The sequence below is a fragment of the Otoolea muris genome, from assembly GCF_943193115.1.
GTDB classification, from domain to species: Bacteria; Bacillota; Clostridia; order Lachnospirales; family Lachnospiraceae; genus Otoolea; species Otoolea muris.
This window is the reverse complement of the sequence record NZ_CALPCY010000073.1, coordinates 1-18,982: the sequence shown is the minus strand read 5'-3', so window position 1 is coordinate 18,982 and position 18,982 is coordinate 1. Positions and strand designations below refer to the sequence as shown.

At 47.0% G+C, this 18,982-nt stretch carries 19 protein-coding genes; 18 read left to right on the top strand and 1 reads right to left on the bottom strand.

The window, feature by feature from the left end; all coding sequences use genetic code 11:
• Positions 1 to 69 precede the first annotated feature (69 nt).
• The 17 genes from NFS31_RS24040 to NFS31_RS23960 all read left to right on the top strand — a co-directional run bounded on the left by NFS31_RS24040 (position 70) and on the right by NFS31_RS23960 (position 17,235).
• Positions 70 to 759 (top strand): sugar transferase, encoded by a 690-nt coding sequence (locus tag NFS31_RS24040; RefSeq protein ID WP_251500905.1) that lies wholly within the window; start codon positions 70 to 72, stop codon positions 757 to 759.
• Positions 760 to 793: 34 nt separating this feature from the next.
• Positions 794 to 1,708, top strand: a complete 915-nt coding sequence (locus tag NFS31_RS24035; RefSeq protein WP_251500903.1) for a methionyl-tRNA formyltransferase — start codon at positions 794 to 796, stop codon at positions 1,706 to 1,708.
• Positions 1,709 to 1,958: 250 nt separating this feature from the next.
• Positions 1,959 to 2,630 carry a PIG-L deacetylase family protein gene (locus NFS31_RS24030; RefSeq protein ID WP_251500901.1) on the top strand — a complete coding sequence of 224 codons (672 nt, stop codon included), beginning with the start codon at positions 1,959 to 1,961 and terminating at the stop codon, positions 2,628 to 2,630.
• 32 nt (positions 2,631 to 2,662) lie between these two features.
• The gene (locus NFS31_RS24025) at positions 2,663 to 3,355 is read left to right on the top strand and encodes an acetyltransferase (protein ID WP_251500899.1); all 693 of its coding nucleotides are present in this window, start codon (positions 2,663 to 2,665) and stop codon (positions 3,353 to 3,355) included.
• Positions 3,330 to 4,442, top strand: a complete 1,113-nt coding sequence (locus NFS31_RS24020) for a glycosyltransferase family 4 protein (RefSeq protein ID WP_251500897.1) — start codon at positions 3,330 to 3,332, stop codon at positions 4,440 to 4,442. The genes NFS31_RS24025 and NFS31_RS24020 overlap by 26 nt, the downstream gene beginning before the upstream one ends.
• Positions 4,429 to 5,739, top strand: a complete 1,311-nt coding sequence (locus NFS31_RS24015; protein ID WP_251500894.1) for a nucleotide sugar dehydrogenase — start codon at positions 4,429 to 4,431, stop codon at positions 5,737 to 5,739. The genes NFS31_RS24020 and NFS31_RS24015 overlap by 14 nt, the downstream gene beginning before the upstream one ends.
• Before the next feature lie 93 nt (positions 5,740 to 5,832).
• Positions 5,833 to 6,807, top strand: coding sequence for an SDR family oxidoreductase (locus tag NFS31_RS24010; RefSeq protein WP_251500892.1), 975 nt, complete (start codon positions 5,833 to 5,835; stop codon positions 6,805 to 6,807).
• Positions 6,804 to 8,633: an HAD family hydrolase gene (locus NFS31_RS24005; protein WP_251500889.1), complete on the top strand. Its 1,830-nt coding sequence runs from the start codon at positions 6,804 to 6,806 to the stop codon at positions 8,631 to 8,633. The genes NFS31_RS24010 and NFS31_RS24005 overlap by 4 nt, the downstream gene beginning before the upstream one ends.
• A 9-nt stretch (positions 8,634 to 8,642) precedes the next feature.
• Positions 8,643 to 9,908: an oligosaccharide repeat unit polymerase gene (locus NFS31_RS24000; RefSeq protein WP_251500887.1), complete on the top strand. Its 1,266-nt coding sequence runs from the start codon at positions 8,643 to 8,645 to the stop codon at positions 9,906 to 9,908.
• Complete coding sequence (locus NFS31_RS23995) at positions 9,905 to 10,828, top strand: glycosyltransferase family 2 protein (RefSeq protein ID WP_251500884.1); 924 nt, start codon at positions 9,905 to 9,907, stop codon at positions 10,826 to 10,828. Before NFS31_RS24000 ends, NFS31_RS23995 begins: the two co-directional genes overlap by 4 nt.
• Positions 10,829 to 10,878: 50 nt before the next feature.
• Positions 10,879 to 11,976, top strand: coding sequence for a DegT/DnrJ/EryC1/StrS family aminotransferase (locus NFS31_RS23990; protein ID WP_251500881.1), 1,098 nt, complete (start codon positions 10,879 to 10,881; stop codon positions 11,974 to 11,976).
• A gap of 14 nt (positions 11,977 to 11,990) precedes the next feature.
• Positions 11,991 to 12,392, top strand: coding sequence for a sugar 3,4-ketoisomerase (locus NFS31_RS23985; protein WP_251500878.1), 402 nt, complete (start codon positions 11,991 to 11,993; stop codon positions 12,390 to 12,392).
• Positions 12,393 to 12,444: 52 nt separating this feature from the next.
• The gene (locus NFS31_RS23980) at positions 12,445 to 12,951 is read left to right on the top strand and encodes a GNAT family N-acetyltransferase (protein WP_251500875.1); all 507 of its coding nucleotides are present in this window, start codon (positions 12,445 to 12,447) and stop codon (positions 12,949 to 12,951) included.
• 96 nt (positions 12,952 to 13,047) lie between these two features.
• Entirely contained in the window at positions 13,048 to 14,055 is a 1,008-nt protein-coding gene (locus NFS31_RS23975) for a GNAT family N-acetyltransferase (protein WP_251500872.1), read from the top strand.
• 37 nt (positions 14,056 to 14,092) lie between these two features.
• Positions 14,093 to 14,791 (top strand): acetyltransferase, encoded by a 699-nt coding sequence (locus NFS31_RS23970; RefSeq protein WP_251500869.1) that lies wholly within the window; start codon positions 14,093 to 14,095, stop codon positions 14,789 to 14,791.
• The gene (locus NFS31_RS23965) at positions 14,788 to 15,708 is read left to right on the top strand and encodes a glycoside hydrolase family protein (protein WP_251500866.1); all 921 of its coding nucleotides are present in this window, start codon (positions 14,788 to 14,790) and stop codon (positions 15,706 to 15,708) included. Before NFS31_RS23970 ends, NFS31_RS23965 begins: the two co-directional genes overlap by 4 nt.
• Positions 15,709 to 15,795: 87 nt before the next feature.
• A complete protein-coding gene (locus NFS31_RS23960) occupies positions 15,796 to 17,235 on the top strand; it encodes a lipopolysaccharide biosynthesis protein (RefSeq protein ID WP_251500863.1) in 1,440 nt (479 codons plus the stop codon).
• A gap of 68 nt (positions 17,236 to 17,303) precedes the next feature.
• Here the strand turns inward: NFS31_RS23960 and NFS31_RS23955 are convergent, their stop codons facing one another.
• A complete protein-coding gene (locus NFS31_RS23955) occupies positions 17,304 to 17,852 on the bottom strand; it encodes a Uma2 family endonuclease (RefSeq protein WP_251500859.1) in 549 nt (182 codons plus the stop codon).
• A 585-nt stretch (positions 17,853 to 18,437) separates the two neighbouring features.
• On the opposite strand from NFS31_RS23955, the gene NFS31_RS23950 reads away from it, so the two are divergent.
• A complete protein-coding gene (locus NFS31_RS23950; protein ID WP_251500856.1) occupies positions 18,438 to 18,980 on the top strand; it encodes a transcription termination/antitermination NusG family protein in 543 nt (180 codons plus the stop codon).
• Positions 18,981 to 18,982: the final 2 nt, after the last annotated feature.

Here is an 18,982-nt window from a genome sequence, read left to right as displayed (position 1 = left end):
GCCTGCCGTCGGACCACAAGATGACGGAAGAAGAGCAGGAGAGGGTGATGGAGATTGTGCGGAGGTGTTTTGAATAGGGCGCGCAATGCGCCGGCCGGAAACCGTCAGGCAGTAAAAATCAGGAAAAAGACACGCCGGCAGGCGGGGCGGCGCAAACGGGAGCTGTTCCTGAAACGCTGCCTTGATCTGGCGGCCGGTCTTACGGGGCTTATCGTATTATCCCCTTTGTTCCTCTTCGTCCCTCTGCTCATAAAAATAACCATGCCGGGCCCTGTTTTCTTCCGGCAGGAGCGGGCCGGGAAAGGCGGGAAGCCCTTCATGATCCTGAAATTCCGCTCCATGAAGCCGGACCGGCAGGCCGAAGAAAACCATGAGTTCGCAAAGGATGCGCAGCGCCTCACCCCGTTCGGGGCGCTGATGCGGCGCACCAAGCTCGACGAGCTCCCGCAGCTTCTCAATGTGATAAAAGGCGACATGAGCCTGGTAGGGCCGAGGCCGGCCGTGACCGAACAGGCAGAGCGCTATACCAGCCGTCAGAAAAAACGCCTCCGGATGCGCCCGGGCATGACCGGGCTCGCGCAGGTAAACGGAAACGCGGCGCTTTCGTGGGAGGAACGGATCGAATATGACCTTAAGTACATCGAGACATTCTCGCTGGCCCTTGACATGAAGATCCTGTTAAAAACGGCCCTGGTCGTCCTGTGCGGGGAAGAAGCCTTCCAAAGCCGCGCAGGCCGTCCATACAGCGGCCGTTTTTAAAGGGGAAGACGCGGGACAGAAAAAGGAGGACAGAATGAGGATAGACGCCATCGTAATCGGCTCCGTGGTATCCAGCCGGATTGTCCTGGAGGAATTAATCCGCGCCGGGATCCCGGTTCTGAAAGTATTTTCCCTTGACGAGCAATACAGCGGGAACGTGTCAGGATATGACCCGATCCATAAGACGGCAGAACAGCACGGCATCCCGGCATCCACCTTTCAAAAGATCAACGACCCGGCCTGTGTGGAAGAGCTCGAACGCCTGTCAGCGGACTACATATTCGTGGTCGGCCTTTCTCAGATCGCGGGCAGCCGCATCATCCGCGCCGCAAAAAAAGGCGTCATCGGCTTCCACCCGACCGCGCTGCCCAGGTACCGCGGCCGGGCGGCGATGGTCTGGCAGGTCCTCCTGGGCGTGACGGACGCAAAATGCACGCTTTTTTTCATCGACGAGGGCATGGATTCCGGCCCCATCCTGGGGCAGGAGCCTTACCGGATCGGGGAAGAGGATTATGCCTCAGACATCGAAAAAAGCCTGTGCAGCGCCTTGAGAAAGCTCTGCAGGCGGGTATTTGGGGAAATGAAAGCAGGGGCGCTGCACCCCGAAGAGCAGGACGAAAGCCAGGCCACGTACCTCCTGAAACGGACCCCGGAGGACGGGGAGATCGACTGGGGCCAGCCCATCGAACACATTTACCGCCTGATCCGCGGGACCTCAAGGCCGTACCCGGGGGCATTTTCGTATTACGATGGAAAGGAAAAGCTTATCATCTGGCACGCGGGGCGCATGGAAAACACGCGCTATATCGGCCGGCCGGGCCAGATCGCGGAGGTAAGGGAGCGCTCCTTTGACGTGCTCTGTAAAGACGGCCTCCTGCGTGTGGACGAATATGAGACAGAAGGCGGGCGGCGTATTGTGGCGGGGCACCGGCTGAAAGCGAAGGGGTGAGGGCGCAGGGGGAGGGACGGTCACAAAGCTAATGCCCTGATGCCTGCGTGTAATAAAAAAGAGAAAAACAGAAAAAAGAGCAACCGCCCAGAGGCTGCCTGGAGCGCAGGGTTACCTGGAGAGTTATACGTACTCCCGGAATCTCCCTGCGCCTGCCTTTGCGGCCGGTTTTCCGTCAGATGTGCACAAAATCAGGCGCAGAGAAATTCAGGGAGTACATTTACAAAAATGAGAGGAGGCGGCGCAGAAAATGCGGGTTTTAGTGATAGCGCCCCATAACGACGACGAAACGCTGGGCGTGGGCGGCGCGATGGCGATGTATGCCCGGAAGGGGCACGAGGTCTATGTGTGCGAGGCAACTTCCGGCCCGGATCAGGGGATGGCGGACAAAATCAAAGCAGAGGCGCTTAAAGCGCATGCCATCCTTGGGGTAAAGGAGACGATCTTCCTGGATCTGCCGGTTGTGGCGCTGGGGGATATGGAGACGGCAGAGCTGAATGAAGCGGTGGCCCGGGCCGTCAGCCGGATCCGGCCGGAGATTGCATTCATCCCCCACAGGGGCGACTTACACGGGGACCATAAGGAGACGGCCGGGGCCGCGATGGTGGCGCTGCGGCCCATTGAACAGCCGCAGCTTAAGGCGCTGTACGCATATGAAACCCTGTCCGAGACGGAGTGGAATACGCCGTCGGCTGACAACGCATTCCTTCCAAACCACTGGATTGCGCTGGGGGAAGAGGATTTAAAGAAAAAACTGGAGGCATTTTGCTGCTACCAGACACAGGTAAGGCCTTTCCCGCACCCGCGTTCCCCGGAGGCGGTCACAGCGCTGGCCAGGCTGCGCGGGAGCACGGTAGGGGAATGCGCGGCGGAGAGCTTTATGGTGCTCAGGCAGGTGGAGCGGGGACAGGGGGATGTCTGAGTTAAGTACAGATAAAACATGCCGGGGCGTGTATGGAACATCATTACCGCCGCCTGTGCGCCCTGGGGAAAGGAAACGGGATGGGAATCGTGATTCTTGGGGCCGGGGGCCATGCGGGGGTAATCGCAGATTTGATTGAAGCGGCAATGGGCTGGAACTGTCTTGGGGGAGGTATTTCATTCCTGGATGACAGAATCCCGTCCGGGGCCATGGTTTACGGATACCCGGTGGAAGGAAAGATTGCGGACTGTATGAAATACCCGGCCGGGACGGAATTCATCATCGGGATCGGGGACAACAGGCTCCGCAGTGAAATAGCCGCCAGGTATGACCTAAACTACATTACCTTGATCCATCCCGGCGCGGTGATTGGGGGAAATGTGCGCCTGGGTAAAGGGACAGTCGTCATGGCCGGGGCGGTCGTGGGCTGCGGGACACACATCGGCGGCCACTGCATTATCAACACGGGGGCGACGGTGGATCATGCGTGTATACTGGGCGATTTCGTCCATATCTCGCCCGGGGCGCATCTGGGCGGGGAAGTGAGGGTTGGAGACGGAAGCTGGCTGGGGATCGGGAGCTGCGTCAGAAATGGGATAGAAATAGGGGAAGGCATTACAGTGGGCGTCGGCGGGGCCGTCGTAAAAGATATAAAGAAAAAGGGAATCTATACAGGAATTCCGGTTAAGAGAGTGCAGGATGAAAATATTGATACTGGCAAATAGTGACGTAGGCTTATACCGTTTCAGGAAGGAACTTCTGCAGAAACTTCTGGAAGAAGAGCATCATGTTTTTATCGCGCTGCCGGGCGGGGAAAAGGTTATCCGGATGGTACAGATGGGGTGCGCCTTTATCCGGACGGAGATTGACAGGCGCGGGATCAATCCGGCAAACGATATTGCCCTGTTAAAAAAGTATGTTCATATCATACGGACAACGGATCCGGACATTGTCCTGACATATACGATTAAACCCAACATCTATGGCGGGATTGCGTGCAGGATATTAAAAAAGAGGTATATAGCGAATATTACCGGATTGGGGAGCGCCCTGGAAAAAAGTGGAATCATTAAATGGATTGCTGTTTTTCTGTACAGGCTGGCGTTAAAAGAAGCGTCATGTATATTTTTTCAGAATGCCGCAAACCAGAAAAAAATGCATGCTTTCGGCATAAAGGGAAAAAGGGAGGTACGGATTCCCGGATCCGGGGTAAATACAGACGAGCATCCGTTTGAGGCATACCCGGACAAATCAGAGTCAGTGGAATTTCTGTTTATCGGCAGGATCATGAAGGAAAAAGGGATTGAAGAACTGATGAACGCAGCGGAATATGTAAAAATAAGCTGCCCGGATATAAGATTTACGGTTGCGGGAGAATGCGAGGAGGATTACCAGGGACGGCTGGAGGAGGCGCAGCAAAAAGGGATTCTGACATATCTGGGATTCCGGGACGATGTGCATACCCTAATAAAAGGATGTTCTGCTGTGGTATTGCCATCATATCATGAGGGTATGTCAAATGTCCTTCTGGAGGCATCGTCGGGCGGGAGGCCGGTGCTGGCAAGCCGGATCCCGGGCTGCGCGGAAGTTTTTGAGGACGGGGCCACAGGGATTGGATTTGAAGCGAAGAATGTAGAGAGCCTTAAAAAGGCGTTTTTAACGTTTATCAGCCTCCCCTATGAAAAAAAGAAGGAGATGGGGCTCCGGGCCAGGAAACGGATGGAAGACAGGTTCGACAGGGCGGCCGTTATACAGGCATATATGGAGGAAATACGGCGGGCCGGCAAGGAGGGGAAAGATGAGCTTATATGACAGGTTATGCTCAGGGGAAGAAACACTTTCTCTGATCGGGCTTGGGTATGTGGGGATGCCGATTGCGGTAGCATTTTCCAAAAGGGTTCCGGTCATAGGGTTTGATGTGAATGAAGAAAAAACAGCGCTGTACCGAAGTGGGATTGATCCCACGAATGAAGTGGGGGACAAAGCCGTTTCCGGGTGCAGCGTACGTTTTACGTCAGATGAAGCAGAGCTTAAAAAGGCGCGGTTTCATATCGTAGCAGTCCCTACGCCGGTAAAAGAGGATCATACTCCGGATTTAAGCCCTGTAGAAAGCGCGAGCCGTATACTGGGCAGGAATCTTGTGAGGGGAAGCATTGTGGTATATGAATCGACCGTTTACCCGGGCGTAACAGAAGAAATATGCGCGCCTTTACTGGAACAGGAGTCCGGGCTGAAATGCGGGGTCGATTTTAAAATCGGGTATTCACCGGAGCGGATTAACCCAGGCGATAAGGTTCACCGTCTGGAGAGCATTATGAAAATCGTTTCAGCAATGGATCAGGAAACCCTGAAGGAGGTGGCCAGTGTCTATGAACTGGTGGTAAAGGCCGGGGTATACCGGGCTGAAAGTATCCGGGTGGCAGAGGCGGCGAAGGTGATAGAGAACAGCCAGCGCGATATCAATATTGCCTTTATGAACGAACTGTCCATTATATTTAACAGGATGGGGATTGATACAAAGGCAGTCCTTAAGGCAGCGGAAACAAAATGGAATTTTCTCCCGTTCCGGCCGGGACTGGTGGGCGGGCACTGCATCGGCGTAGATCCGTATTACCTGACGTACAAAGCGGAACAGCTTGGATACCACAGCCAGGTAATCCTTTCCGGCAGGAGGATTAATGATGATATGGGAAGATATGTAGCGGAGAATGTCGTAAAAAAATTAATCCAGGCGGATGTGCCGGTGAAGAAAGCGAGGGTGGTCATTTTAGGTTTCACATTTAAGGAAAACTGCCCGGATACAAGGAACACAAAGGTAATCGACATTGTAAAAGAGCTGGGGGAATATGGGATTTCTCCCGCTCTGGTCGATCCGGTTGCGGATGAAAAGGAAGCGTTTGGGCTTTACGGGGTCAGGTTTACAAAACTGCCGGACATCCGCCAGGCGGACGCCATTGTAGCCGCAGTGGCGCATAAGGAGTTTCAGGGGATGGATATAAAAAGCTTTGACAGCTGGTTTGGGGAGAAGCGGAAAATATTAATTGATGTAAAAGGGATCTTTGACCGCTCTGTATGTGAAAAGAACGGGTATATTTACTGGGGTCTGTAGAAAATGGGCGCAGCGGCGCCGGCAAACGGGCAGGGCGGTTCACCGCATCCGGGCCGTAATCACACATACAACTGAAGAAAGAGAGGGCATGGAATGAGCTATTCGGAGCTGGAGTTTGATAAAGGAAGCGTCTTTCTTGTAACGGGCGGGGCCGGTTTTATAGGTTCCAACCTGTGCGGGGCGATTCTGAAAATGGGCTGTCAGGCGCGGTGCCTGGACAACCTTTCAACCGGAAAAAAAGAGAATACGGATCTCTTCCTGGGAGAGGCAGGCTACCATTTCATAAAAGGAGATATCACGGATCCGAAAGTCTGTATGGAAGCCTGCGAGGGGGCTGATTACGTTTTACACCAGGCGGCCTGGGGGAGCGTCCCGCGAAGCATCGAAATGCCGCTTTTATATGAAAAGGTAAATATCGGCGGCGCATTGAATATGATGGAGGCGGCGAGGCGGCAGGGAGTAAAGAAGTTTGTGTATGCATCAAGCTCTTCCGTATATGGCGACTGCCCGCGGCTTCCCAAGAAGGAAGGCCAGGAGGGAAAGCCCCTTTCCCCGTATGCCCTGACGAAGCGCGTGGATGAGGAATACGGAAGGCTTTACAAGGAACTTTACGGGCTGGATACATACGGGCTGAGGTATTTTAATGTATTTGGGAGGCGGCAGGATCCGGAAGGGGCTTATGCGGCGGTTATTCCCAAATTTATCCGTCAGCTACTTAAAGGAGAGCAGCCGGTTATTCATGGGGACGGGAAGCAGAGCCGGGATTTTACATACATTGAAAATGTGATTGAGGCGAACTTAAAAGCATGTAAAGCCCCTTCCGGGGCAGGCGGGGAAGTGTTTAATGTAGCGTATGGGGGCAGGGAATGCCTGATTGATATTTACCATTACTTGGCAAAAGCGCTGGGAAAAGACACGGAACCGGTCTTTGGGCCGGAACGGGCGGGGGATATCAGGCATAGTAATGCGGATATCTCAAAGGCCAGGGATATGCTGGGGTATGATCCGGAATGGAGCTTTGAGAGAGGAATTGAGGCGGCGATTGAGTGGTACAGGGAGAATCTATGAAAGTTAAAATTGTATCATTTGACATGTATGGGACATTGGTCAATCGAATGGTTCAACGTCCAGGAGATATGTTTGTTATTTTAGAGAAACGGTTTAACAGATTATATCATCACCCGATTGAAAATTTTGCTGAAAGAAGGGCCAAAGCGGAGAGAGAGTTAAGGAAGAACGGAGTAATTGATTTAAATCTGGAGATGATATATGGAATAATAGATGGATTGTCTGAGGAAGAAAAGAAAAAATATATGGAGCTTGAATTACAGGCGGAGTATGATTTGTGTTATCCAAATCAGAGAGGGGTTGAATTATATAGAAAGGCATGTGCAGAAGGAAAAAAAGTTATTGTAATAACAGACATGTATCTTCCTGAGGAATTATTAAAAAGAATACTTGAAAAGTGTGGAATAAACAATGTTTCCGAATTATATATATCAGGCTGTATAGGAAAGAGTAAAGCAAAAGGCGGCGCTTTATTTCGTTTTGTGCAAAAAACAGAAGGAGTATCAGGGAGAGAAATATTACATATAGGGGATAACCCGAAAAGTGATTATTTATATGCGTGTTTAAATCGATATAGAGTGAGATTTATAAGAAATACAGAAAAAGAATCATATTTATCTAAATTTATCAATTCAACTAAAGGGGTATGTATTAATTATGACGAGTGGATAGGGTATTCTTATTTTGGGGCTCTATCCCTGGGATATGTTTCCTGGATTTATAAGATGTGCTGTAAAGAAAAAATAGAAGCTCTTTATTTTTTTTCAAGAGAGGGTCTTTTTATAAAAAAACTGTTTGATGCATTATATAAAGATAAAATAAAAACCAGGTATCTGTTTGTATCAAGAAGAAGTCTTTCTATACCGTTAGTTCAATTTTGTAACAGCTATGATGAATTGATAAACTTATTATGTGTAAATCATATGATTTCTGTCAGGCGGTTTTTATCTAAATTGAGCTTGGATGAAAAACAGTTAGAGGACAGGCTGAAACAATACCATATTGATCCTGAAGCGCCAATTGGCCGGATTCCTGATAAAAACGGTTTTTTTAGAATGATCAAAACAGAGATGGAAGCTCTTTCTTCTGACCAATTTGAAAATATTAAAATGTATTTCGAGAGATCAATAACAGAGTCTAAGATAGGCGTAGTGGATATTGGATGGACAGGAACTATGCAAAGCAATTTTATAGACATATTAGACAGAGGATTAATATCATGCGAAGTGATTGGTTTCTTTGTTGGGCAAAAAAAGAAGGCGGGGGATTATATCACAAAAGGTATGAGAAATTATGGGTATTTATTCAGTTATAAAGATAAATATCCACAGGATCTTATTATATCAGGGGAGGCTATATTAGAGATTGTTTTTTTTGCGGATCATGGAACTACAGAAAGCTATGATAAGAACGGACCATTGCTGGGGAACATGGACTTATCAGGTGAAACAAGAAATCATTTGCAGTCTGTTCAGGCAGGTATTGTCAAATTTGCAATGCAATTAAAAGATTTGGAAAAAAAATATCATATAATCAGACAGGAAGATGTACTGAGACAAATGGAGCATTTGTTCCGAAGGCCAGAAACCGAGCTGGTAGAGTATATTGGAGAATGGGACTGCTTTGATGACAGAACGATACATATAGCGGCGGAAGAAACATTATTTCCAATTCACAGATTTATGAAAGGATTCTTGAATGCTGGATGGAGAGTGGGATTTTTGAAACGAAATATAAAAATAAATATTCCTTATTTTGAATTGATTGTATGTTTAAAAAGACTATATGGATGGTTATATAAAACGTGTGACCGGAAAGGAAAATAAGAAATAATAATGGAAGAATTTATTATTGTTTATTTTTTTGTAATATTAGGAATTGCATTAATTTATACAAAGATTACACATGATTTATTAAATCCGATGGTATTGTTTTATACTCCTCTTACAGTGAATTTTTTATTGTACTATCATTTATACAGAAACGAGTTTCAGTTGTCCAGTTATACAGTTTTTCTGCTCTTTTTAGGAAGTTTATCGTTTTTATCCGGTTATACACTAATAACCATGTATTATATGAAGTCCAAAACAAAAGATGTGGTGTATCCGTTGATATTAAATTCAAAGATAAAAACAGCAATGCTTATATTTGGAACTATTGGCTGGTTTACAGGTTTATATGAATTTATTTATTTCGGATTAAATGGGATTAGTACATTTTTTATAAATGTCAGAAGAAATTATATGTATGGGGCCGGGGTCTCGCCAATATCCAAATACGGAACATTTGTTTTGTTTTTGGTTTCGTGTATATATTTGTATGATTATTGTGATAAAGGAGGCAGTAAAAAAAGAAAATACCTGGTCTTGCTTATGATGCTTGTTTCAGTCAGCTCCTCTTGTTTTTCGATGGCAAGAACTACTTTATTAGCGTATGCTCTAGCATATGCGTATATTTATTTGAGAGGGTTAATTGATAAAGTTTATAGAAAACAGATTCTCAGAAGGCAAAAGATAAGACAATACTATTTGGCTTTATGTGTGGGTTTTGTATTGCTATTGGTTGTTTTTTTTCTGTTTGCAAAAAATTTGGGGAAAGCAGGGGCTGAAAAGTTATTTGACAAAGAATTTTTTTTGTATAAATATTTAGGATATTCTCTGGTTGCATTTGATAAATATATCAAAGATTTTCCGGGAATAACACAAGGCTATTACAGCATGGGGGTTTTTGGAAAGATATTAATGATTTTTGGCTTTTATAAACGAAATATGCTGGAGAATATAGGGGCTCCGATCGGAGAGTTTAATGTATACAGTTATATGAGTTCATTATATTTAGATTATGGCTTATTGGGGTTGGTTTTTCCAATGCTGCTGATTGGACTCGTCAGTGGAATGATTTACCATAAAGTTCAAGAGTGCAGCGGATGGTGGACGATTTTTTATGCTAATTTTGCATATGCTCTGATTATTGCATTTTATGCATATCAGTTTTCCAATACAACATTTATATATTGCCTGCTCTTTATATTGGTGTTGTCAGTCCATAGGGGGAGATTTTTAATTTATGCGGGAAAGAAAAGGGGGCATATATCTGGATGAACGAAACAAGTTATCAAATGGTTTCTGTAGTAGTGATCAGTTATCGCTCTGCAAAAACAATCGAAGAGACTTTGGAAAGTGTTTACAGGCAGACATATCCCAATATTGAGTTAATTGTATCCGATGACTGCTCCGATGATGATACGGTATTTATTGCTAAACAATGGATAGATAAACATCAAGGGCGTTTTTCACGTACACAGATGATTGAATCAGGGCATAATACCGGGACGGCAGGGAATATGAACCGAGGGGTACATGCATGTCATGGATTGTGGGTAAAAACTGTTGCGGCGGATGATATCCTTTTGACAGACTGTATTTCTGATTATATGGATAAAGTGAATGAAGATAAATTAATTAAGTTTTATCAATCAGACGAAAGATTTATAGATGAAAATGGGAAATTGATGGATTCTCCGCATAAAGAAAAAAGGCGTATGAAAAAGATGCAAAGGTTTAATTTGGCGGCAAAGCAATATCAGTATTTATTATTGGAAGATATAAAATTGTCCCCCACATTATTTTTTGAAAAAAATGCTTTCTTAAAAATAGGCGGATGTGATGAAACTATCCGGAATTTAGAGGACTATCCTTTGAAATTACGTTTTTTGAAACATGGTTACAGGATGGGCTATTTAGAAAAGGAGACGGTACAGTACCGTATTCATAATTCTGTTTCCAGGGATGTTGGACATATTTATAATCTGGCTCATATTGAACAAAAACGCCAGGTTAAAAAGTTATATTGTAATCCATTTGTCCCCAAATATAATTTGGTATATTGGGTCTCGGAATTAGTGGAATTTATACAAATTCAGATAGCGGTGCGTATATTCAAAAACAAGTCAACAGTCTGGTCACAAGCTTGTATGGGGGTAATGCGAATTCTGAAGCCTAAAAATTGGATGTATATGTAAAATTAAGAAAATAAAAATTCTTTAACAAACAGCAGGAGGAGTGAATTAAAATGAAAGTACAGGCAACCATACTTGACCGCCAATATAAACAATACGAACAGGAATACAAACAGGCAGCCATACAGGCATTGGAGTCCGGCTGCTACATATTAGGAAGCCGCTGTGAAACATTTGAACAGGAATTTGCCTCCTACACCGGCTCCCGCTGTTGCGTGGGCTTAAATTCCGGGCAGGACGCCCTTACTTTGGCTATCAGAGCGCTTGGCATCAAAGAGGGAGACGAGGTGATCGCCCCTGCAAACACCTATATCGCCACGATCCTCGCCATCACGGAAAACGGCGCCACCCCGGTTCTTGTAGAGCCGGATGAATACTATAACCTGGACGCTTCCAAAATAGAAGGGGCCATAACAGAAAAAACGAAAGCAATCATGGCTGTCCACCTCTACGGCCAGGCGGCAAATATGAAGCTAATAGGAGAAATCACCGGAAAACATCGCCTGTACCTCCTGGAAGACTGCGCCCAGTCCCATGGGGCGGCTTTTGAAGGCCGGATGACCGGGACCTTCGGCGATATTGGCTGTTTCAGCTTTTACCCCACCAAAAATCTGGGGGCCTTTGGCGACGCGGGGGCCGTCGTGACGGATAATGAAGAGCTGGCGGAAAAAATCAGGATGCTCCGCAATTATGGGAGCAGGAGGAAGTATTACAATGAGATCGAGGGCGTCAATTCCAGGCTGGATGAGATCCAGGCCGCGCTGCTTTCGGTCAAGCTGTCCCATATGGAAGAGCTGACGCAGGAGCGGATACGAGCCGGCCGGTATTATGAGGCGCATATAAAGAACCCGCTGCTCATAAAGCCCGGGATACGGGATGGCGCGGATCACGTATACCATCAGTATGTAGTCCGCTGTAAGGAACGGGACCGTTTGCAGAACTACTTAGCAGGGCAGGGGATCCAGACACAGATCCATTACCCGGTCCCGCCGCACCTGACGGAGTGCTATACATATTTGGGATATAAAGAAGGTGATTTACCCGTCGCGGAGCGGTATGCAAAGGAAGTTCTGAGCCTGCCCCTTTATACGGGAATTACAGAGAAAGAGCAGGATTATGTGATCGAAAAGCTGAATCAGTTTACGGTTTGACAGGGAGAAGGATCATGCATGTGGTGAAATATATGTTCCAGCAGCACGGGGATGCAAGGGGGATGCTGGTGGCTCTGGAAGAGCGCAGGGATATCCCGTTTGAGATAAAAAGAGTGTATTATCTGTATGACACTGGACAAGGCGTGCGCAGAGGGTTCCACGCTCACAAATCACTGGAGCAGATTCTGGTGTGTATTCATGGGAGCTGTAAAATCCTGCTGGATAACGGGCATGAAAAAAAGGTGGCAGCCCTGGAAAAGCCCTATGAAGGCTTATATATAGCGAACGACATATGGCGGGAAATGTACGATTTTTCACCGGACGCAGTACTGTTGGTGCTGGCGTCCGATTTTTACAGGGAAGAGGACTACATACGGGATTATGATGAATTTCTGAAAAGTATAAATCACAAATAACAGTTCGGAGCTTATCCGGGCTGTTGCCGCATCAAAACAGGAATGAAGGAAAATGAAGTTAAGAAAGTTGGAAATAAAAGACGCCCCGTTTATGCTGGAATGGATGAAGGATCCGGATGTGACAGGGAAACTTAAGAATGATTTTGGGTCAAAAACGATGGAAGACTGTGAAAGGTTTATCATGGAGAGCTGGAACCAGGAGGAAAACCTGCACCTGGGTATAACCGATGGGAATGACAGATATATGGGGACTGTCAGCCTGAAAGGGATAGACCTTCTAAGGAGCTGTGCGGAATTTGCCATTGCCGTACGCCGGGGCGCAATGGGTAAGGGGTACGCCGGCTATGGCATGGCAGAGATACTCCAGATTGGATGGGAGGAGAGAAATTTAGGTATGATATACTGGAATGTACGAAAAGACAATGTACGGGCCGTACGGTTCTATGAAAAGCGGGGCTATAAGCGGATAAACACAGCGCCGGAATGCGGGGGGGGGGGAGTGGAAATCTCCTCAGAGGATCTCTTCTGGTACCTGGCAGAGCATCCCGGACAGCGGTAAAGAGAGGCTTTCCGGGAAACGGGCTTTCGTTCACAGGAAGAAGCTTCCCGTCCATGTGCGCAGCGGGAATCCTGCATCTGACAGGGAGGAGCTGCGATGAGTGATATGAAGCTTCTCCCCGCCGCAGAATGGACGGATAAAGATAAAGAGCGGATTGATGAGTTTATATTGAGTGAAGACACAAACGGCGAATTTATCCATTCCCTGAAGTATTTAAGCTATCATCCCCAGGGCCGGTTTGCGGACGATTCGGTGGCAGTGAAGGATTCCGGTTCCGGCATGATACGGTGCGTGGTGATGGCCTGCGCCGGGCCGGATGGGGACAGCGTGGCGTCGCATATGGGAACCACCTTTGCAGGCCCGGTTATCCGTATCAAGGACGGTTACCAGACAATCCGGGCTGCGGTTCAGACAGCGCTTGACTATTATGAAAAGCGGTATAAAACCGTAGTCTTGCGGGTGGTTCCGCCATTTTATGGAAAGCAGGAACCCGGCATTCTGGATTATCTGCTGATGCAGGATGGGTATAGATATGGCATGGCTGCGCTGGCAAATGTTGTGTGTATCGACAGGGTGAAATCAGAGGATGATTTGTTTTCCATGTATGACTCAAAGAGAAGGAACCATGTGAAAAAACCGATTAAAACAGGGCTGTTTTCCTTTTCCCGGGCAAAATATGTGGACAGGGGGATATGGGAGCAGATGAATCAGAACCTGGGGAACAAGTTTGGCTCTGAAACGACCCACTCCTATGATGAGATTACATGGCTTCAGCAGAATATGCCGGGGCATATTATCCCCTATGAGGCGAGGACAGGGGATGGGGAATATGCGGCGTTTGCCCTGATCTATAAATTCAAGCATGTATTCCATACGCAATACCTGGATGTGAATTACAAGTTTTCGGGAGAATACCCGAATCTGTACCTCGTACATAACCTGCTTATGGAAGCAGCGCGGCAGGGGTTCCGGATGTTCAGCTTTGGGGCCAGCACGGAGGATGAGGGCAGGTATTTAAATGAGGGGCTGTTTGCCTATAAAGCGGGGTATGGGGGAGGAAGTATTCTGCTGCCTTCTTATACGAAAAGCGAAATAAATGGATGACAGCAATTTTTTATGCAATAGAAGGGAGGAGTACAGAATGGCAGCAGAAAAGAAAAAAAAGCTTGTGATTGTCGGCGCAGGGGAGTTCGCGGAAATCGCATATGAATATTTTACATACGATTCAGAATATGAAGTTTCTGCATTTGCGGTTGAAGCTCCATATCGCAATATGGACAGACTGTTCGATCTGGAAGTAATTGATTTAGAATACATGGATCAGTTATATCCTCCTGAAATGTATGACGTTTTTGTAGCAGTGACTTATACAAAGCTGAACCGGGTGAGAAGACGGCTGTATTCTTTCTGCAAGGAAAAGGGTTATCACTGTGCGAGCTATATCAGTTCCCACTCGTTTGTCTGGCATAATGCAGAAATCGGTGAAAATGTATTTATATTTGAAGATAATACAATTCAATACCACGTAAAAATTGGCAGCAATGTGGTGCTCTGGAGCGGCAACCATGTAGGACATCGTACTGTGATTGAAGACGACTGCTGGCTGACATCCCATATCGTAGTGTCAGGATTCTGTCATATTGGAAGCGGATCATTTATTGGAGTGAATGCTTCGATCGGAGATAACGTAACATTGGGGAGAGATACTGTGTTGGGGGCAGGAGCGGTAACGGTTAAAAGCCTGGCTGATACGGGAAAGGTATATGTCGGGGCGCCTGCCCGGCCGTTGAAAAAAACATCATACGAGCAATTTTCGGTTGAGTTGGAGGACAGAACATGAAATGGAAGAAGAACGGACTGATTTATTGTCCGGACAGAAAGGGAAGCTGGATGGAACAGTTTGCTATGCTTCCTACACCGATATGGAAGAGGAACCGATTAAGAATCTATCTGGGATTCTGCGATCACAGAAATGTAGGGCGGATTGGATATATAGACGTATCACCGGAGGATCCCGGTACGGTTTTGGAAATTAGCGAAAAACCTGTGCTGGATATAGGAAGGGCAGGGTGTTTTGATGATAACGGAGCGGTACCTGTGTCCATAGTGGAACGGGAGCAGGAGATTTATATGTATTATATTGGATTTCAGTCAGGAGTGAAGGTTCCGTATTTCATGTTTTGTGGCCTGGCCGTCAGTACAGACGGGGGAGATTCTTTTCACAGATATTCAGATTCTCCCATATTGGATCGGGTCAACGACGAGGTATACGCCAGATGCGGTGTGAATGTAATATTCGACGAGGGTATGTATAAAATGTGGTATATCGGAAGCTATAAAGAAGGGTGGACAATGGGAAAGGAAAAATTAAAACCATTGTATACAATGAAATATACAGAATCGCCGGACGGCATTCACTGGAATCAGGGGGCAGTTCAATGTATGGAGTACAAATCGCCGGATGAGCATGGGTTTGGGCGTCCGTTTGTCTGGAAGGAAGCGGGAAGATATAAGATGATGTATTCGGTGAGAACGTATTCAAGAGGATATTATATCGGCTATGCCGAGTCGCCGGATGGAAAAATATGGACAAGGATGGACAGGGAAGCGGGTATTGATTTATCATCGGAAGGATGGGACAGCGAAAATGTAAGCTATCCGTATTTATGGACATACGGGGAAAAAACATATATGTTTTATAATGGAAACGGATGCGGTAAAAGCGGGGTTGGATATGCGGAATTAATAAAGGAGTAATCGGTTTTAGAAGGGAATGTCTGACAGGCCGGATGATTTTGCAGCAGGTGGGTGAAAGCGTGTATAAATTTTCACGCAGGAGGCGTTATGAATCGATTTAAACTTTTCCTGGAAAATTTTTTTATATACGGGCTGAGCGGAGTCATGGGCAAAATGATTCCCTTTTTTATGCTCCCGGTTATAGCAAGGCTGATGCCGGATTCTTATTATATGGGTTTGAGCGATCTGTCATCCACCATTCTTTCCTTTGCCCAGGCGGTTGCGGTTATGGGGATGTATGACGGCATGTTCCGGATGTTTTTTGACCGTGAGGATACTGCTTTCAAAAAAGAAATCTGTTCCAGCGCTTTGGGGTTTACAGCCGTGTCGTCCCTCGTGGTTTTTGCTGTCCTCCTCCTTTCAAGGAAGGGGATTGCCGCGTATGTGCTGGGCGGCAAAAATCTGGCGGGCCTTGTTTCGGTCACGGCCTTCGCCGTCCTTTCAGGGGCAACCAATTCGATTGTCGCGGCCCCTACCCGGATGCAAAATAAGAGAAAGGTTTATTTTTTTACGAATCTTTTTACGCCTCTGGCCTCCTATACGGTTGCGGTTATTCTGCTAGTCAGGGGAGAGTATGTGTATGCGCTCCCGGCCGGAAGCCTGATTGCCGCCGCTTTGACGGAAATGATATTTATCTGCCTGAACCATAAATGGTTTTCACTTAAGGCAGTCAGATGGGCACATGTTAAATCCATGCTGGCCATTGGGCTGCCGCTGATGCCGAATTTTCTGATCTACTGGGTTTTTAACTCCTGCGACCGGTTGATGGTAGCAAGGCTTCTGGGGATGGACGCCGCGGGGATCTATGCGGTCGGGGCGAAATTCGGGCATATCAGCCTTCTGATCTACAGCGCCTTTGCGGGCGGATGGCAGTATTTCGCCTTTGCCACGATGCGGGACCGGGATCAGGTGGAATTAACATCCAGGATATTTGAGTATCTCGGCGTTTTGGCCATGCTTTCCACCATCCTGCTGTCGCTGGCGTGCGGATCCTTTTTCGGCCTCCTGTATGGGGAGACGTACCGGCCGGCTGCAATTACCGTGCCATATTTGTTCATGGCCCCGCTGGCGCAGATGCTGTTTCAGATTGCGGCCAATCAGTTTCTGGTTATCAAAAAAACGTGGCCGTCATCGCTCACACTGGCCTGCGGCGCTGTAGTGAATGTTTTGCTGAATGCGGTATTGATCCCGGCAATTGGGATCGAGGGGGCGGCTGCCGCCACGCTGGCCGGGTTTGCGGTAAGTGTGTTTGTCTGTGTGGCAGTTCTGGAAAAGATGGGATTGTTTTGCCTTCATCCCCGGTGCAGGGTGTCGATAATGTTATTTCTCATTTATATGGCAGGATGGAGGGCGTTTTCAGGGAGGTCTTTACTGGTTCAGTTTGGACTGGCCCTTGTGGCATGCCTGGGGTATGCGTGGATGTACAGGAGGGAATTGGAACGGGTGTTTAGCATGCTATACAGAAAACGTTTAGGTAAGCATAAATGAATGCGCGGGTCTGAAAGAGGGGCGGTGACAGGATGGACAAACTATTGCGTTGTTTTATACTTCCTGAATCATAAATCCAACTCCCGGAAATCGATCTCAAAATCATTAAAAATATTCACTTTGATTTTGCTCTCAAAAGAGTAAGCTCTGATTTCAAAATTTTTTTGTTCCAGATAATATACTAAAATCGTTTCACTCCGCGGATCCGCGATCCAGTATTCCCGGACTCCGGCACGGGCATATAAGCCTAATTTGTAAATAAGGTCGTGTTCCGGGTTGCCCGGGGAAATGATCTCTATAATCCAGTCCGGCGCGCCGGAACAGCCCCGGTCGGTAAGCTTGCTGCGGTCGCAGATCACGCTTATGTCAGGCTCCACAATCGTGCTGCCGCTGTCAAACAGCTTAACGGCAAACGGGGCGGCAAAGACACGGCAGCTTCCCTTTTTGGATTTAATATAGTTATTAATAGCTGTATGAAGTTCCCCGGAAATCGTCTGATGGATGAGGCCCGGGGCGACCTGGTAATAGATCTGCCCGTCAATCAGCTCTGCCCGGACATCTTCGGGAAGATTGTAATAATCTTCTTCTGTATAAGTTGTTTTCTGTGCTAATGCCATACAAGAGCTCCTTCGCGTAAAAAGTGGCGAGGTTTATTCCTATCTTGTCACATATTTCATCAAGTTATTTTTCATCTCATCATCAATTCAAAGGCTCACAGCAGCCATGTCATCACTTCTTTATTAGTATTCCATTACATTTCCTTACGTTATCATAGCATGTTGCCAGGCTGTTTTCAACTGAAGATTTTAAGCCGGGGTGTTCTGTTTTTGCGCAAATATCGATATGAGAGGAGCAAAAACCGTTTAACCATGTGTTTTTTGTATCGATTTTTAGGAAATCAGGATTTATCGTTCTGAAACAAGCGGACAGGGAAAACGAACACAGATATTATCAGTCAGATTTCGTAGAATATCTTAATCTAAGAAATTTTTCTCCATTATACTACGCTTCTTCCGTTATTTCAATGGGATTTTCTATCAGATATGTTTAAATATTTCAATTTATTTCTTTATAGATTTCTTAATTTTATTTTCCAGACAAAATAATCAGATTTTATAAAAAGTTTTCACACCCCATATTTCGTAGAATAAGATATTCTACGAAATTCGCAGATGGCGGTAACGTCAGAAGGGGTATATCAGATGGAGCAATGGTATGTGTTAAAGACTGTTCCGGGAAAGGAACAAAGGGGCGCGGATCTTATAAAACGGGCCGTAACGCCCGGCCTCTTTAAGGAGTGCCGGGTTCTCAGGAAAGTAAAGGTATTCCGCTCCGGCGGGGCGCTGCATTTTCCGGAGGAGGTGTTGTTTCCGGGGTATTTTTTTATCCGGACAGCCTGTCCCAAAGCGCTGGAGGAAGAACTGAAACGATCCGGGGATTTTCCACAGTTTCCGTCCGTCATCCCTGTGGAACCGGCCGATTTGGCATTTTTAAAAGATATATGCGGAGAAGAACTGGAGCGGCCGATGGGGGTGACCAGGCTTATCTTAGATGGAGACAACCGGATTATACAGGCGGATGGAATTCTGAACCGATATCTGGATCGGATTGTCAAACTGAACCTGCACAGGCGGTTTGCACTGGTGGAAACGGCTTTGTTTGGCCGGGTCCAGCCCGTGCTGTTCGGCGTGACGCTGGAGCAGGACGGCCGGTTTTGTCCGGTGCGCACAGTTCGGGCCGGGTGAGG

Bases quoted from the DNA above. Each gene is read 5' to 3' on its own strand.
- NFS31_RS24035 (WP_251500903.1), top strand. From the start codon at position 794: ATGAGGATAGACGCCATCGTAATCGGCTCCGTGGTATCCAGCCGGATT.
- NFS31_RS24030 (WP_251500901.1), top strand. From the start codon at position 1,959: ATGCGGGTTTTAGTGATAGCGCCCCATAACGACGACGAAACGCTGGGC.
- NFS31_RS24025 (WP_251500899.1), top strand. From the start codon at position 2,663: ATGGAACATCATTACCGCCGCCTGTGCGCCCTGGGGAAAGGAAACGGG.
- NFS31_RS24020 (WP_251500897.1), top strand. From the start codon at position 3,330: ATGAAAATATTGATACTGGCAAATAGTGACGTAGGCTTATACCGTTTC.
- NFS31_RS24015 (WP_251500894.1), top strand. From the start codon at position 4,429: ATGAGCTTATATGACAGGTTATGCTCAGGGGAAGAAACACTTTCTCTG.
- NFS31_RS24010 (WP_251500892.1), top strand. From the start codon at position 5,833: ATGAGCTATTCGGAGCTGGAGTTTGATAAAGGAAGCGTCTTTCTTGTA.
- NFS31_RS24005 (WP_251500889.1), top strand. From the start codon at position 6,804: ATGAAAGTTAAAATTGTATCATTTGACATGTATGGGACATTGGTCAAT.
- NFS31_RS24000 (WP_251500887.1), top strand. From the start codon at position 8,643: ATGGAAGAATTTATTATTGTTTATTTTTTTGTAATATTAGGAATTGCA.
- NFS31_RS23995 (WP_251500884.1), top strand. From the start codon at position 9,905: ATGAACGAAACAAGTTATCAAATGGTTTCTGTAGTAGTGATCAGTTAT.
- NFS31_RS23990 (WP_251500881.1), top strand. From the start codon at position 10,879: ATGAAAGTACAGGCAACCATACTTGACCGCCAATATAAACAATACGAA.
- NFS31_RS23985 (WP_251500878.1), top strand. From the start codon at position 11,991: ATGCATGTGGTGAAATATATGTTCCAGCAGCACGGGGATGCAAGGGGG.
- NFS31_RS23980 (WP_251500875.1), top strand. From the start codon at position 12,445: ATGAAGTTAAGAAAGTTGGAAATAAAAGACGCCCCGTTTATGCTGGAA.
- NFS31_RS23975 (WP_251500872.1), top strand. From the start codon at position 13,048: ATGAGTGATATGAAGCTTCTCCCCGCCGCAGAATGGACGGATAAAGAT.
- NFS31_RS23970 (WP_251500869.1), top strand. From the start codon at position 14,093: ATGGCAGCAGAAAAGAAAAAAAAGCTTGTGATTGTCGGCGCAGGGGAG.
- NFS31_RS23965 (WP_251500866.1), top strand. From the start codon at position 14,788: ATGAAATGGAAGAAGAACGGACTGATTTATTGTCCGGACAGAAAGGGA.
- NFS31_RS23960 (WP_251500863.1), top strand. From the start codon at position 15,796: ATGAATCGATTTAAACTTTTCCTGGAAAATTTTTTTATATACGGGCTG.
- NFS31_RS23955 (WP_251500859.1), bottom strand. From the start codon at position 17,852: ATGGCATTAGCACAGAAAACAACTTATACAGAAGAAGATTATTACAAT.
- NFS31_RS23950 (WP_251500856.1), top strand. From the start codon at position 18,438: ATGGAGCAATGGTATGTGTTAAAGACTGTTCCGGGAAAGGAACAAAGG.